This is a genomic window from Aminobacter sp. P9b (genome assembly GCF_045345995.1).
Classification (GTDB): Bacteria; Pseudomonadota; Alphaproteobacteria; order Rhizobiales; family Rhizobiaceae; genus Aminobacter; species Aminobacter niigataensis.
The window spans coordinates 3,789,807-3,803,325 of record NZ_CP150082.1; the positions used below are offsets into that span (position 1 = coordinate 3,789,807).

At 63.1% G+C, this 13,519-nt stretch carries 14 protein-coding genes; 8 read left to right on the forward strand and 6 right to left on the reverse strand.

All coding sequences use genetic code 11. The features are described 5' to 3' along the window. Positions 1–15 precede the first annotated feature (15 nt). Complete coding sequence (locus WHT83_RS18685) at positions 16–447, reverse strand: TerB family tellurite resistance protein (RefSeq protein ID WP_183260630.1); 432 nt, start codon at positions 445–447, stop codon at positions 16–18. A 161-nt stretch (positions 448–608) separates the two neighbouring features. Between WHT83_RS18685 and WHT83_RS18690 the strand changes: the two genes are divergently transcribed. The 3 genes from WHT83_RS18690 to WHT83_RS18700 all read left to right on the forward strand — a co-directional run bounded on the left by WHT83_RS18690 (position 609) and on the right by WHT83_RS18700 (position 2,799). Further along, the gene (locus WHT83_RS18690) at positions 609–1,394 is read left to right on the forward strand and encodes a TSUP family transporter (protein ID WP_406872027.1); all 786 of its coding nucleotides are present in this window, start codon (positions 609–611) and stop codon (positions 1,392–1,394) included. A 62-nt stretch (positions 1,395–1,456) separates the two neighbouring features. Then, entirely contained in the window at positions 1,457–2,296 is an 840-nt protein-coding gene (locus WHT83_RS18695; protein ID WP_406872028.1) for a helix-turn-helix domain-containing protein, read from the forward strand. 83 nt (positions 2,297–2,379) lie between these two features. Further along, positions 2,380–2,799: a VOC family protein gene (locus tag WHT83_RS18700; RefSeq protein ID WP_183260624.1), complete on the forward strand. Its 420-nt coding sequence runs from the start codon at positions 2,380–2,382 to the stop codon at positions 2,797–2,799. Positions 2,800–2,805: 6 nt separating this feature from the next. Here WHT83_RS18700 and WHT83_RS18705 read toward each other — a convergent pair whose 3' ends face one another. Further along, positions 2,806–4,275, reverse strand: a complete 1,470-nt coding sequence (locus WHT83_RS18705; protein WP_406872029.1) for a cobyric acid synthase — start codon at positions 4,273–4,275, stop codon at positions 2,806–2,808. Positions 4,276–4,456: 181 nt separating this feature from the next. Here WHT83_RS18705 and WHT83_RS18710 point away from each other — a divergent pair, with 181 nt between their 5' ends. Together WHT83_RS18710 and mmsB are read left to right on the forward strand one after the other, a co-directional pair. Beyond that, positions 4,457–5,632 carry an isobutyryl-CoA dehydrogenase gene (locus WHT83_RS18710; RefSeq protein WP_108607821.1) on the forward strand — a complete coding sequence of 392 codons (1,176 nt, stop codon included), beginning with the start codon at positions 4,457–4,459 and terminating at the stop codon, positions 5,630–5,632. Between the two features lie 71 nt (positions 5,633–5,703). Further along, positions 5,704–6,609 carry a 3-hydroxyisobutyrate dehydrogenase gene (gene mmsB / locus WHT83_RS18715; protein WP_343061701.1) on the forward strand — a complete coding sequence of 302 codons (906 nt, stop codon included), beginning with the start codon at positions 5,704–5,706 and terminating at the stop codon, positions 6,607–6,609. Between the two features lie 244 nt (positions 6,610–6,853). Here the strand turns inward: mmsB and WHT83_RS18720 are convergent, their stop codons facing one another. Then, complete coding sequence (locus WHT83_RS18720) at positions 6,854–7,219, reverse strand: hypothetical protein (protein WP_406872030.1); 366 nt, start codon at positions 7,217–7,219, stop codon at positions 6,854–6,856. 252 nt (positions 7,220–7,471) lie between these two features. Here WHT83_RS18720 and WHT83_RS18725 point away from each other — a divergent pair, with 252 nt between their 5' ends. Further along, positions 7,472–7,768 (forward strand): hypothetical protein, encoded by a 297-nt coding sequence (locus WHT83_RS18725; RefSeq protein ID WP_406872031.1) that lies wholly within the window; start codon positions 7,472–7,474, stop codon positions 7,766–7,768. 85 nt (positions 7,769–7,853) lie between these two features. On the opposite strand, the gene WHT83_RS18730 is transcribed toward WHT83_RS18725, so the two are convergent. Together WHT83_RS18730 and WHT83_RS18735 are read right to left on the reverse strand one after the other, a co-directional pair. Continuing rightward, positions 7,854–8,183 (reverse strand): RcnB family protein, encoded by a 330-nt coding sequence (locus tag WHT83_RS18730; protein ID WP_318761382.1) that lies wholly within the window; start codon positions 8,181–8,183, stop codon positions 7,854–7,856. Between the two features lie 234 nt (positions 8,184–8,417). Then, positions 8,418–9,794, reverse strand: a complete 1,377-nt coding sequence (locus tag WHT83_RS18735; protein ID WP_406872032.1) for an aspartate aminotransferase family protein — start codon at positions 9,792–9,794, stop codon at positions 8,418–8,420. Between the two features lie 319 nt (positions 9,795–10,113). On the opposite strand from WHT83_RS18735, the gene WHT83_RS18740 reads away from it, so the two are divergent. Then, positions 10,114–10,491, forward strand: coding sequence for a hypothetical protein (locus tag WHT83_RS18740; protein WP_318761381.1), 378 nt, complete (start codon positions 10,114–10,116; stop codon positions 10,489–10,491). Positions 10,492–10,549: 58 nt separating this feature from the next. On the opposite strand, the gene WHT83_RS18745 is transcribed toward WHT83_RS18740, so the two are convergent. After that, positions 10,550–11,692: an MFS transporter gene (locus WHT83_RS18745; protein ID WP_406872033.1), complete on the reverse strand. Its 1,143-nt coding sequence runs from the start codon at positions 11,690–11,692 to the stop codon at positions 10,550–10,552. Positions 11,693–11,930: 238 nt separating this feature from the next. Between WHT83_RS18745 and WHT83_RS18750 the strand changes: the two genes are divergently transcribed. After that, entirely contained in the window at positions 11,931–13,508 is a 1,578-nt protein-coding gene (locus tag WHT83_RS18750; protein WP_108607814.1) for a trimethylamine methyltransferase family protein, read from the forward strand. Positions 13,509–13,519 lie beyond the last annotated feature (11 nt).

Below are 13,519 nucleotides of genomic sequence, written 5' to 3' on the forward strand. Positions count from 1 at the left end.
GCCGGTTGGCAGGCATTATGTCGCCGGCTTCACCACGTCGACCGGGCTGATGCCAAGCAGATCGAGCGTACGGCGCAAGAGCTTGACCTCGTTTTCCGCCAGGTGGGCGTCAGCCTTGGCGATATCGGCCATGTGCCGTGCCAGTTGCCTGCGCCGCTCGACATCGAGATCGCGGAACATCGCAATCGCCTGCGAGCCGTTGGTCTCGTAGCCGAATTCGTTGAGATACTCGATGACAGCGTCGATGCTCTGTTCGGCGATGCCGAAAGCCTGGGTACAAATCCGGCGAAATGCGACCATCTCGCTGTCGCTGGCTACGCCGTCCGCCAGGATCATGCGGAAAAGCAAAAGCAGTTCGGCCGAAAGCACCGGATCATCGGCGACCTTGCGCACCCCCGGGTCGCCTTCGAACAGCGTACGAATCTGGGTCAGCAATCCCGTCGCCATGCGAATCCCTTCCGTCGAGGCAGTTGCTGTGTCCGATATAGAACAAATGGCGGCGAAAAACACGTGGCCCAACAGCCAAGCTGCGGCTGATTCTGGGCCGCTATTGCGCAAGCGGGTTCGCTGTGGTCGAAGGCGGCTCCCTCCAGGCAGAGCCCGCGCCGATGTTCGAAATAGCCACCGAAACGATCCTGCTCCTGACGGTCGCGGCGTTCATTGCCGGCTTCATCGATTCCATTGCCGGCGGCGGCGGCCTGATCACCATTCCGGCGCTGCTGCTGGCCGGCCTCCCGCCCGTCACGGCGCTCGGCACCAACAAGCTGCAATCGCTGTTCGGATCGGGCTCTGCGACCATCTCCTACGCCGCCAAGGGCCATGTCGACATCCGCAAGCAATTGCCCGCCGCTGCCATGTCCTGCATCGGTTCGATATTCGGCGCATTGCTGGCAACGATACTTCCCGGCGACATCCTGCGCGCTTTCATGCCGGTCCTGCTGGTGGCTATCGCGCTCTACTTCGCCTTCAAGCCGAACATGGGCGACGTCGACCGCACCGAGCGCATGACGCCGTTCCTGTTCGGCGTGACGGTGGTGCCGGCAATCGGTTTCTATGACGGCGTTTTCGGCCCCGGCACCGGCTCGTTCTTCATGCTCGCTTTCGTGTCGCTTGCCGGCTACGGCATACTCAAGGCCACTGCCCACACCAAACTGTTGAATTTCGCCTCCAACATCGGCGGCCTGTTCGCCTTTGCCATTGTCGGTGCCGTGTACTGGAAGATCGGGCTGATGATGGGCGCAGCGCAGTTTCTCGGCGCACGGCTCGGCGCCCACATGGCGATGCGCAGCGGCGCCAAGCTGATCAAGCCTCTCCTGGTCTGCACCTGCGTGGCACTTGCCATCCGCCTGCTCATCGACCCGACCAACCCGCTGCGGGTGATGGCCGGATTCTGACCCCGTTTTGACCGTCACCTGCCACTGAGGTACGTTGCATTGCATCTGCGGAGCCAGGAGCAATGGCAAACGACCAAGCGCCGACGAATGCATCGGCGGATCAGTCCACCGGGCAGTTCGAGATGGTACGGCGCACTCCGTCACGATTGCTTGCGGGCGTCATCACCGATCTCGTCGGCTTTCGCGAACTCGTTCCTGCCTATGTCAGGCAGAGCGAGGCAGCCTCGCTGACGGTGCCGCTTGTCATCAGCTTCGGCGAGCCGTTCGCTATCGGCCTGAGCCGGGCGCCTGGAGACAATGACCGCTATGCCAGCTTTGCCTCGGGTCTTCACGCCGGTCCGGTGGTCATCGATTCCTTTGGCCGGTCGTGCTGCGTCCAGGTCAATTTCACCCCGCTCGGCGCCCGTCGCTTCTTCGGCATCCCGATGCACGAACTCGCCGACCGCATGGTGACGCTCGATGAGGTGCTCGGCCCGGACGGCAATGCACTACGCGAAAGGCTCGGCCAGGAAACGGGCTGGCATCGGCGTCTGGACCTTGTCGAGAGCTACATAGTCGAGCGTTTGGCGATCACGGCTTCGCCAGCGGCCGAGATTGCCTGGGCCATGGCGAAAATCACGTCGAGCGGCGGACGTATCCGCATTGCAGCCATCGCCAGCGAGATCGGATGCAGCCGCAAACATCTTGCGGCGCGATTTGCCGACCAAGTCGGCATCGGTCCGAAGGCGGTCGCACGCATCGTCAGATTTGATCGCACGGCACGCCTGGCGCGCAATGCGGACGAAATAGACTGGGCCGACCTGGCTGCCGAATGCGGCTATGCCGACCAGGCGCATCTGGTGCGCGAATTCCGCGAGCTGTCAGGAACAACACCAACAGCGCTGCTCCAAAAGCTCAACTGAGCCCGGTAACATTTGTTCAATACGGTGGAACTGGTCTTCGCCAGAGTGGGTTGTCGTTCAATCCGCCACGCAGGAGGCGCAAAATGCCCACTCCCGAAGCTCAAAGGATCTTCCCCACTCTCCGCTACAAGGACGCCGCCGGGATGATCGGCTGGCTAAGCGAGGCCTTCGGTTTCGCCGTCCATGCCAGATACATGAGCGGCGAAGACGTCGGCCATGCCGAACTCGCCCTCGGTTCGTCGATGGTCATGATCGGCTCGTCGCGCCCGGACGACTACGGCACCATCGTTGGCGAACCTGGTCAGAACGGCGGCAAGTCCGTCTATGTCGCGACCGAAGACGCCGACGCGGTCTACATCAGGGCAAAGACCGCAGGTGCGGTCATCGTCCAGGAGATGACCAACCGCGACTACGGCAGCCGCGAATTCATCTGCCGCGACCCCGAAGGCAATGTGTGGTGCTTCGGCACCTATTGGCCGAAGGTTGACGTCCGGGTCGAATAGCGCCAGTCAGCGCGCGGCGGCGAAGATCGCATCGCAGTCGAGATGCCGTTCGAGATGTTCGGCAATCTCGTCCAAAGCGCGTTCGACCTCGGCGCGATAGTCGATACCACCGCCCCTGATGCCAAGGCTTTGAAGGAAACGCCCGCGAAAGCCGTCGGCGCCGAACAGGCCATGCAGATAGGTGCCGAACACCTTGCCGTCGGCCGAGGTCGCGCCGTCGTCGACGCCGCTGATGACGGCGGTGGGCCTGACGCAATCGGGACCCGTCGTTCGCCCGAGATGGATTTCGTAACCCGAAAGCGGCTCACCGTAGCGCACCGAATACGCTTCGACATTGCGTACTGTCTTCTCCGGCTCCATCACCGTCTCGACGTCGAGCAGGCCCAGGCCCTGCGCTTCCGTGACACTGCCCTCGATTCCCGAGGGGTCGTACACGACACGGCCCAGCATCTGGTAACCGCCGCAAATGCCGACGACATGGCCGCCACGCCTGTGATGCGCCTCGAGATCGCGATCCCAGCCGTTTTCGCGGAACAGCAGCAGATCGCCGATGGTCGACTTCGAACCGGGTATGACAACCAGTCCGGCATCTTCGGGCAAGCGCTGGCCGGGCGGCACGAACACCACCTCTACCTGCGGCTCGGCGCGCAGCGGGTCGAGGTCGTCGAAATTGGCGATGCGCCCGAGCATCGGCACGGCAACCTTGAGCGCCCGCTTTTCGCCGCCGGCCAACCGTTCGAAGATGACCGAATCCTCCGACGGCAGCAGAGCCGCCGCCTTGAGCCACGGCACGACGCCGAAACAGCGCCAGCCGGTGAAACCTTCGATCGCCGTGATGCCGTCGTCGAACAGGCTGGCGTCGCCACGGAACTTGTTGATCAGGTAGCCGACGATCATGCGTCGGTCTTCTTCCGGCAGGATGACATGCGTGCCGGCGACCGATGCGATCACGCCGCCGCGGTCGATGTCGCCGACGAGGATCACCGGCACGTTGGCGCGCGTGGCGAATCCCATATTGGCAATGTCGCGCGGGCGCAGGTTGATCTCGGCAGGCGAGCCGGCACCCTCGACGATGACCAGATCCGCCCCCTCGCCCAGTTTGGCCCACGAATCGAGGACGGCGCCCATCAGCTTCGGCTTCAGTTCCTGATAGTCGCGCGCCTTGGCGTGGCCAAAAACCTTGCCCTGAACCACCACCTGGCTGCCGATGTCGCTTTGCGGCTTGAGCAGCACCGGGTTCATGTGGATCGACGGCTTGACCCCGCAGGCGATCGCCTGCAGCCATTGGGCGCGGCCGATCTCGCCGCCGCCCGCCTCGCCCGGAATGTCGGCGACGGCAGCATTGTTCGACATGTTCTGCGGCTTGAACGGCCGGACGCTGAACCCGCGATTGCGTGCCGCGCGGCACAGGCCGGCAACCAGAACGGTCTTGCCGACATCGGAGCCGGTGCCCTGGAGCATGATCGCCTTGGCCATGGTCAGGCTCGCCCGCGCAGGATGCTGAAAGTGACGGATCCATCCTTCAAAAAAGTCGCCACAAGTGCCCTCGCTGTCGAAATTCCGCACAGCCGCTTCGCGGTATTCGTCGGGTTGCGCGGCGGCATCATTGGTCTAGATTGAACGTCGCGCATAGCCAAAAAACGACAGGGAGGCCGACATGGACGCCGCAATCGATGCGACTGCCGGTCAATTCGAACTCAACGAAGATCAGCTGGCCATCCGCGAAATGGCGGGCAGTTTTGCCGCCGAAAAAGTCGCGCCCTTTGCCCTCGAATGGGACAAGGCCAAGCACTTCCCCGAAGATGTCATCCGCGAGACCGGCCAGCTCGGCTTCGGCGGCCTGTATGTCAAGGAAGATGTCGGCGGCTCCGCCCTCACCCGCCTCGACGCCGTGCTCGTTTTCGAGCAGTTGGCGCATGCCTGCCCGGGCTTTTCATCCTTCATCTCGATCCACAACATGGCGGCGGCGATGATCGACCGGTTCGGCAACGAGGAGCAGCGCCAGCGCTTGCTGCCGAAGCTGACCTCGATGGAATGGCTGGCCAGCTACTGCCTGACCGAGCCGGGCTCCGGTTCGGATGCCGCCGCCCTGAAGACAAAGGCCGTGCGCAGCGGCGGCAATGGCAGCGACTACGTGCTGAACGGCACCAAGCAGTTCATCTCAGGCGCCGGCGACAGCGACGTCTACGTCGCCATGGTGCGCACCGGCGCCGACGGCCCGAAGGGCATCTCGACGCTTGTCGTGCCCAAGGATGCGCCCGGTCTCTCCTTCGGCGCCAACGAGCACAAGATGGGCTGGCATATGCAGTCGACCCGCCAGGTGATCTTCGACGACTGCAAGGTGCCGGCTGAAAACCTGCTCTCCGGCGAAGGCGCCGGATTCGGCATCGCCATGGCCGGTCTCGACGGCGGACGGCTCAACATTGCCGCCTGCTCCGTCGGCGGCGCGCAGTCGGCGCTCGACAAGGCGCTCGCCTACACCGCCGAACGCAAGGCGTTCGGCCAGACCCTCGACCGCTTCCAGGCACTTCAGTTTCGCCTCGCCGACATGGAGACCGAGCTGCAGGCGGCCCGGCTGTTCCTCTACGCTGCCGCGTCGAAGCTAGACCGCAAGGCGCATGACGCGTCGAAATGGTCGGCCATGGCCAAGCGGCTCGTCACCGACACAGGCTTCAACATTGCCAACGATGCCCTTCAGCTGCTTGGCGGCTACGGCTACCTGCACGACTACGGCATCGAAAAGCTGGTGCGCGACCTGCGCGTCCACCAGATCCTCGAAGGCACCAACGAGATCATGCGCGTCATCATCGCGCGGCATTTGATTGGGAGATAGGGAATGTGAGTAGCGAATAGATCGCTAACCCGCGCCGCCTTCCCTATTCGCTACTCACTACTCGCCATTCGCTGCTTGGAAGGAACCACTCTATGACCACAGTCGCTTTCATCGGCTTGGGCAACATGGGCAATCCCATGGCCGCCAACCTCGTCAAGGCCGGACACGCCGTCCATGGCTTCGACCTGATGCCGGAGCACCTTGAAACCGCGCGCGGCAACGGCGTCACCGTCATGGCCAATGCGGTCGCGGCCGCCAAGGACGCCGATGTGGTGATCACCATGCTGCCGGCCGGCAAGCATGTGCTGTCGGTCTACGAAGACATCGCGCCCAAACTGAAGAAGGGCGCGCTGCTCATCGATTCCTCGACCATCGATGTCGATTCCGCGCGCAAGGCCCATGCGATTGCAGCCAGGCACGACCTGCTCTCGGTCGATGCGCCCGTATCCGGCGGCACCGGCGGTGCGGCTGCCGGCACGCTGACTTTCATGGCCGGCGGCGCGCAAGCCGCCTTCGATAAGGCCGAACCGGTGCTCAAGCCGATGGCCGGGCGTATCGTCCATTGCGGCGACGCCGGTGCGGGACAAGCGGCCAAGATCTGCAACAACATGATCCTCGGCATCTCGATGATCGGTGTCGCCGAGGCGTTCGTGCTCGCCGAAAAGCTCGGTCTGTCCCACCAGGCACTGTTCGACGTCGCATCGACGTCGTCCGGCCAGTGCTGGTCGCTGACATCCTATTGCCCGGTACCGGGTCCGGTGCCCAACTCGCCGGCCAATCGCGACTACCAGCCGGGCTTTGCCGCAGCCCTGATGCTCAAGGATCTCAAATTGTCGCAGGAAGCCGCCCAGCAGGCTGGCGCCGTGACACCGCTTGGTGCCGAAGCAACTCAGCTCTACGCGCTCTTTGCCGCCCTCGGCCATGGCGGCACAGATTTCTCGGGGATCATCAAGTTCCTGCGCGGCGATTCCGCATGATCTGGTCAACCCAGGACAAAAAAGTTCAAAATTTAGGTTTGCTTAAGCTCTCGCTAACCACGCGGTAACGATGTCCGGGTAAAACGGTTTGCAAGGGCGGTCATCGCAGCCGCCCCGGGCTCCGGATCAGGTCTTGCGTACCGGAGCAGTAACCTTCGCTGGTCAAGCGTCGCGAAGGGCCATGCGTTCAAGTGGCAAAGCCGCGTTCCCGTTTCGGGGCGCGGTTTTTGCGTTCAGCTTCAGCCTACGATTTGGTCGCCAGCCGGCGGAAGTTGGCCCTGACGCGCTTGCTCGCCGGCCCCAGAGCCGCGGCAACCGAACGCTGGGCGGCCACGCCGTTCAACACCGACGGCGTTCGTCCTGACAGCACTTCGGGCCAGAACTGCATCGCCGAGTGGAAAAAAGACATCTGCGCAGCGACCATGCCCTCGGCCATGGCGTTCGTTTTCTCGGTGACGGCAGCAAGGCTCTCGCCACGCAGTATCCCACCGCTTTGCGCTTCACTCGCCATCATCGGCAGCCGCATGGCCATGACCATTGGCGCCAGCATCAGATTGCCGGCAATGGCAGTGGATTGGCGCGAGGCCCTCGTCAACCGTCTGCTCTTCATGTGCTGCGCTCCGGTTTTCAAGAACCACGCTGGCCCGTCCGACAATCGGCAGGCACAGGCTATTGTGCAGTGCACAACATAAGCACTCACCCTGTCATGAACAAGCCGAAACGGCTCAGCCTCTCTGCGCGAGCGGATCGCTCAGTGCAGCCGAGCACCGGCGCGGAAGCGCGAGAAAGCCATTATCCGCATTTTAACTAATATAGATCAATATCCTACCTTGGTGTTCTGCGGTCTCCCAGGAGGAGTGGAATGACTGATCAAATTGATGAGGACGAGCTTCCGAAGTCCACCCTGTTTCAACGCTGCCGATCAATTGCGCGGGCAACTATGTTATTCGCGCCCCCGATCGTCTCGGTGGGATGTGCGATCGTCGTCGGCTACATCACCTACGTAACCAGCAACAAAGAGCCACCGGCGGATATCTCGACGCTGGCCATATCGATACTCAAGTCCGGCGATGCTTCACCAGAGATGCGCGCCTGGGCGACTGGCGCCCTCGGAATACGGACCGACATGCCAATATCTGTCGGGTCTATCCGGCAATGAAGGCGAAATAGCCTGCGCCCTCCCCAAGCGGGAACGAGAAAGGGCGGCGAACCGCCCTTTCCGAATTGGGACTGGGTTGCTCGCGTCAGCGCGAGGCCACCACCGCGGCGATGATGCCCGATGCCACGCTGATCAACAGGAAATCATTGTCGACCTTCACCCAGCGTTGGCCGTGTCCTGGACGCTTGAGGCCATAGCGGTGATAGTCGCGAAGGGCCTGCTTGCGCTGCCAGTCGGGCACGCGCTTGCCCCTTGACCAGTAGTGCCGCTTTGACGGCTTCTTGCGATAATCCTGCCATTTCTGCTGCTGGCTGTAGTGGCTGCCGTGGCGCGGTGCCTCGTAGCGCTGTTGGGCTTGAGCCATCGGGGCTGCGAACATCGACAAGGCGACGGCGGCAAGAACGATGCGTTTCATTTGGGAGGCTCCTTCTCGTTGATAGGTCGAGAAGTAGCGGCCGCCAGCTGAACCCAATATGAATGCCATCATTACATATATGTAATGTTTTCAGAAGCTTATTTTCATATTCTAAGAAAACACCTCGGCACAAACGACATGCGAACGAGCATATCGGCCAGCGAGGCGTCGCCGACGTCGCCATGCATTCACTGAGTTTGGCCGGGCAGGCGCATGTCCTGCCCGGTCTTGTGATCAGGCGTTCCTCAGGTCGCGCTCGGCGAGATCGAGCGCCTTGAGAATACGGTCACCGGCCATGTCGATGGTGGCGCGGGTCCAGATCAGCGGCGGCGACAGGATCATCGAGTCACCCGTCGCGCGCATCATCATGCCGTTGGCGATGGCATGATCGCGGATGGCGACCGCGGCACTGCCGACCGGCGAAAAGCGCTCCTTGGTCGCCTTGTCCTTGACGATCTCGATGGCACCCATCAGGCCGACCGAACGCACCTCGCCGACGAGGCCGTGACCGGAAATACGCTTGAGCATCTGGGCGAAATACGGACCCGTGTCGGTCTTGACGCGCTCGACCAGTCCTTCGCGTTCGATGATCTCGAGGTTCTTGAGCGCCACGGCACAGGCCACCGGGTGACCGGAATAGGTGTAACCGTGGTAGAACTCGCCGCCCTTGTCGACCAGCGTCGCGGCGATCCGGTCGCCGACCAGCAGCGCCGAAAGCGGCTGGTAGCCCGAAGTCAGCGCCTTGGCAGTGGTGATGGTGTCCGCTTCGATGCCGAAAGTCTGGGCAGCGAACCACTCGCCGGTGCGGCCATAGCCGGTGATGACCTCGTCGAGCATCAACAGCACGTCGTACTTACGGCAGATGCGCTGGACCTCCGGCCAATAGCTGGCCGGCGGGATCTTGACGCCGCCGGCGCCCATGATCGGCTCGCCGATGAAGGCCGCGACGTTTTCGGCGCCAGCCTCCAGGATTGCATCCTCTACCGACTTGGCGGCACGCAGGCCGAAATCGTGGTCGCTTTCGCCCGGCAGGGCCAACTCGTAGGCATAGGGCATCATGACATGGACGATGTTCGGCACAGCGCCGCCGAGCTGCTGGTGCATGCCGTCCATGCCGCCGAGCGAGGTGCCGGCAACCGTCGAGCCGTGATAGGCCATCTTGCGCGAGATGATGCGGTTCTTCTCGGGCTTGCCCTCGATCGCCCAGTAGTGGCGCACGAGCCGCAGCGCGGTGTCGTTGGATTCGGAGCCCGACGAGCCATAGAACACCTGGTTGATGTTCTTTGGCGCCAATTCCGCAAGCTTCTTGGAAAGCAGCACCGGCGTCGGCGTCGAGCACTTGAAGAAGGAGTTGTAGTAGGGCAGCTCCTTCATCTGCTCATAGGCTGCCTCGGCCAGTTCGGTGCGGCCGTAGCCGACATTGACGCACCACAGGCCGGCCATGCCGTCGAGCAGTTCCGTCCCTTCCGAATCGTAGATGAACGGCCCCTCGGCGCGGGTGATCATGCGCGAGCCGATGTCGCGCAGTTCCTTGTGGTCGGTGAACGGATGCAGATAGTGCGCGGCATCGATCTGCTGAAGCTGCTTCAGCGAATAGTTCTGATAGGTCATGGGCTTGTGCCTTCCTCTTGAATCAATCCGGCAACTGCCGGGGCGGATTCAGAGGCCAAGCGGCGGCGAATAGCCGATGCGCGCGCAAAGGCGCAGGAGCTCCGTATGCCGGGTCCGCGGCGACGGCTTCGATGCTGCCTCCCGCAGCGGAATATGGGCGTTGAGAGCGCACATGGTGACACTCTAACCCGGCGCTCGGCAAATCGACAAGCGCCGGAAAATCCGCAACCGGTGAAAAGGTTCGGGAATACAGCGCCCTGGAAAGGCGTTGTCTGCGTGTGTAGCCGGCATGTCGGCTGAACTCCTGGGAGCGATCATCATGAAGACAATTTCCACAGCACTCGCCGTTCTGTTCCTGACCGGCGTGGCCGCCTTCGCCGCCGAGCCCGCCAAGGTCGCGGAAGGCGCCGGCGGCAAGATGTACACCGACGCAAACGGCATGACGCTCTACACCTATGACAAGGACAGCGCCGGCAAATCGGCCTGCAATGGCGACTGCGCCGTCAACTGGCCGCCGCTGATGGCTGCGGCCGACGCCAAGGACGAAGGCGAGTGGACGGTTGTCGCCCGCGACGACGGCTCGAAGATGTGGGCCTATGAGGGCAAGCCACTCTATACGTTCGTCCAGGACAAGAAGGCAGGCGACGTAACCGGTGAAGGCAAGGGCGGCGTCTGGCACGTCGCCAAGGCCGACTGACCATCTCCGGCGCGACGGTGCCTATCACCGCCGTCGCGCATCTTGCCCGCAGCCCTCGCTAGCCCGCAGTCCGCTTGCGCAGCACCATGCGATAGAAGGCGAAGGCAAGCAGGATGACGTTCAAGCTGGCCAGCACGACCGGCAGCCCGATCGGCCCGGCCGCCTGCATCACCAGCCCCGAACTTGGCGGCCCGACGATGCCGCCCAGTCCCCACATGAGCGCAAAGGCGGCATTGCCGGCGATCAGCGCGCTGCCGTTGAAGCGACTGCCGAGCTCGACCAGCGCCATGGTGTAGACGCCGTAGCCGACCGCCCCCATCACCACCAGCACCAGCCAGATGACCCGCGTCTCGATCAGCATCGGCAACAGCACCGCGCAGGCAGCCGTGGCCCCGGCACAGAACAAAATCATGGTGCGGCCGCCCACACGCTCCGCCAAGAGGCCGAGCGGGATCTGCAACAGGATATTTCCCATCGACAATGCCGTCAGCATTGCCGCGAGCACCGCTTCAGGCAGGCCGTGGCTCGCGCCGAAGATCGGCAGCAGCGAATAGGTGCTCTGCTGGTTGGCCGCCGACACCAGCACGGCAAACAGCAGTGCCGGAGCTAGCGCGGCAAACCCCATCACCCCGCCGACCGATTGGCCATCCTCCTCGAAGCCCGAAAGATTTGACATCATGCGCAGGATGATCGCGCAGGCGATGAAACCCACGATCGCCACGGCAAAGGGCATCCAGCCCGAGGTGCCGACGATGGTCAGCACCAGCGGCCCGGTGGCATAGCCCATCCCCATCAGGGTGTTGAACACCCCCATCACCCGCCCGCGACGCGATGGCGGCGCCATCGACAGCGCCCAGACCTCGCCGAGAATGTAGAGCGGGTTGATGACGACGCCGATCATGAAGCGGACGACGAACCAGGCGACCCAGTCCTGCAGGTAGCCGATAAGCAGGAAACAAAGCGCACCGGCGAGTGAGCATGCGATGGCGAGGTTTCGTGCCCCGACCAGGCGCACGGCCGCCGGCACGAAGGCTGCTGACGTGATCAGGCCGAGCGGCATCATCGCAGCCGACAGCCCGATCATCGCCGGTGACATGCCCTGCTTTTGCATCAGCAGCGAAAACAGCGGGTAGCTCAGCCCTTGCGCCGCGCCGAACATCGCCAATGCCGCGGTAACGCCGCCGAGGGCCGCCCAATTCAATGGCGCTTCGGCTGCGGTGGAGGTCGGAGTTGTCAAAGCGGATCACCAGGAGAATCGAATGGCCGCGATCCTATCGACGGACCGCCACATGCGTGTTGCATCACCACATCGGAGAACGTCGGTCCAGTCCCATCGGCGATGTCGTTTCCCTCGCGCTATTGGTCGCCGCCTCCGCAATAAGGCTTTCCGGCCCAGTCCATTATGCCCCGCGATACTGAAGCTTGCCCGTGAGGACTCCATGACCGTCGCCCTGCAAACAGCCGAACCGGCTCCTGCCTCCGATCGCGCTCGTCGTGGTGGCCGTGCCGGCAAGCGCGCCGGCGGATCCCAGGCCTTCGAGCAGCCGCCGTTCCGCCAGCTCAAGATACCCTTCACACCGACCAAGCTGATCTCAGACGACGAGCTGGAATCGATCCATCTCGCTTCGCTGCGGGTGCTGAAGGAAATCGGCGTCGATGTTCTGCACGACGAGGCGCGCCGCATCATGAAGGCGCATGGCGCCGACGTGCGTGACGGCTCCGAGCGCGTCCGCTTCGATTCCGACATGATCCTCGAGCTGATCTCGCATGCGCCGGCCGAGTTCACGCTGCACGCCCGCAACCCGGCCCACAATGTGCGCTTTGGCGGCAACAATCTTGTGCTGTCGCAGATGGCGTCGGCGCCCAACTGTTCCGATCTCGACCGTGGTCGCCGCCCCGGCAACCAGGCCGACTTCCGCAACTTCCTCAAGCTCGCCCAGATGCACAACATCCTGCAGACAACCGGGGGCTATCCGGTCGAGCCGGTGGATATCCACCCCTCGGTGCGCCATCTCGAGTGCATCCGCGATCTGGCGACGCTGACCGACAAGGTGTTCCACATCTATTCTCTCGGAAAGGAGCGCAATGTCGACGGCATCGAGATCACCCGGATCGCCCGCGGCATCTCACGCGAACAGATGATGGAGGAGCCCTCGGTCTACACCATCATCAACACCAACTCGCCGCTGAAGCTCGATGTGCCGATGATGGAAGGCATCATCCAGATGTCGTCGATGGGCCAGGTGGTGATCGTCACCCCCTTCACCTTGTCGGGCGCCATGGCGCCCGTCACCATAGCCGGAGCGCTGGTGCAGCAGAACGCCGAGGCGCTGTCGGGTCTCGCCTTCACCCAGATGGTCCGCAAAGGCGCGCCCGTCGGCTATGGCGGCTTCACCTCCAACGTTGACATGAAATCCGGCGCGCCCGCCTTCGGCACGCCCGAATACATGAAGGCACAGCTTGTCGGCGGCCAGCTGGCCCGCCGTTACAACATCCCCTACCGCACTTCCAACGTATGCGCCGCCAACGCGGTCGATGCGCAGGCTGCCTATGAAAGCGTCTTTTCGCTGTGGGGCGCGATCCAGAGCGGCGCCAATTTCATGCTGCATGGGGCCGGATGGCTGGAGGGCGGGCTGCGCTGCTCCTACGAAAAGATGATCCTCGACATCGACCTGTTGCAGATGGTGGCCGAATTCCTGACACCGCTCGACCTGTCGGAGGATGCGCTCGCCATCGACGCCATTCGTGATGTCGGCCCCGGCGGCCACTTCTTCGGCACCCAGCACACCCAGGACCGCTACAAGACCGCTTTCTACTCGCCGATCATTTCCGACTGGCGCAATTTCGAAACCTGGGCCGAGGCAGGCAGCCCAACGGCTGTGGAGCGGGCAAACCGCGTCTGGAAGGAGCGCCTGGCCTCCTACGAGGAGCCCTGGATGGACCCAGCCATCCGCGAAGAACTCAACGCTTTTGTCGACAAACGCAGGGCCGAAGGCGGCGCACCGACCGATTTCTGAGGAAAGTCTCG

Excerpts from the sequence above, each read along its gene's own strand:
- WHT83_RS18690 (WP_406872027.1), top strand. The coding sequence starts at position 609 with ATGTTCGAAATAGCCACCGAAACGATCCTGCTCCTGACGGTCGCGGCG.
- WHT83_RS18710 (WP_108607821.1), top strand. The coding sequence starts at position 4,457 with ATGGACGCCGCAATCGATGCGACTGCCGGTCAATTCGAACTCAACGAA.
- WHT83_RS18700 (WP_183260624.1), top strand. The coding sequence starts at position 2,380 with ATGCCCACTCCCGAAGCTCAAAGGATCTTCCCCACTCTCCGCTACAAG.
- WHT83_RS18725 (WP_406872031.1), top strand. The coding sequence starts at position 7,472 with ATGACTGATCAAATTGATGAGGACGAGCTTCCGAAGTCCACCCTGTTT.
- WHT83_RS18740 (WP_318761381.1), top strand. The coding sequence starts at position 10,114 with ATGAAGACAATTTCCACAGCACTCGCCGTTCTGTTCCTGACCGGCGTG.
- WHT83_RS18695 (WP_406872028.1), top strand. The coding sequence starts at position 1,457 with ATGGCAAACGACCAAGCGCCGACGAATGCATCGGCGGATCAGTCCACC.
- WHT83_RS18730 (WP_318761382.1), bottom strand. The coding sequence starts at position 8,183 with ATGAAACGCATCGTTCTTGCCGCCGTCGCCTTGTCGATGTTCGCAGCC.
- WHT83_RS18705 (WP_406872029.1), bottom strand. The coding sequence starts at position 4,275 with ATGGCCAAGGCGATCATGCTCCAGGGCACCGGCTCCGATGTCGGCAAG.
- WHT83_RS18750 (WP_108607814.1), top strand. The coding sequence starts at position 11,931 with ATGACCGTCGCCCTGCAAACAGCCGAACCGGCTCCTGCCTCCGATCGC.
- WHT83_RS18720 (WP_406872030.1), bottom strand. The coding sequence starts at position 7,219 with ATGAAGAGCAGACGGTTGACGAGGGCCTCGCGCCAATCCACTGCCATT.
- WHT83_RS18685 (WP_183260630.1), bottom strand. The coding sequence starts at position 447 with ATGGCGACGGGATTGCTGACCCAGATTCGTACGCTGTTCGAAGGCGAC.
- WHT83_RS18735 (WP_406872032.1), bottom strand. The coding sequence starts at position 9,794 with ATGACCTATCAGAACTATTCGCTGAAGCAGCTTCAGCAGATCGATGCC.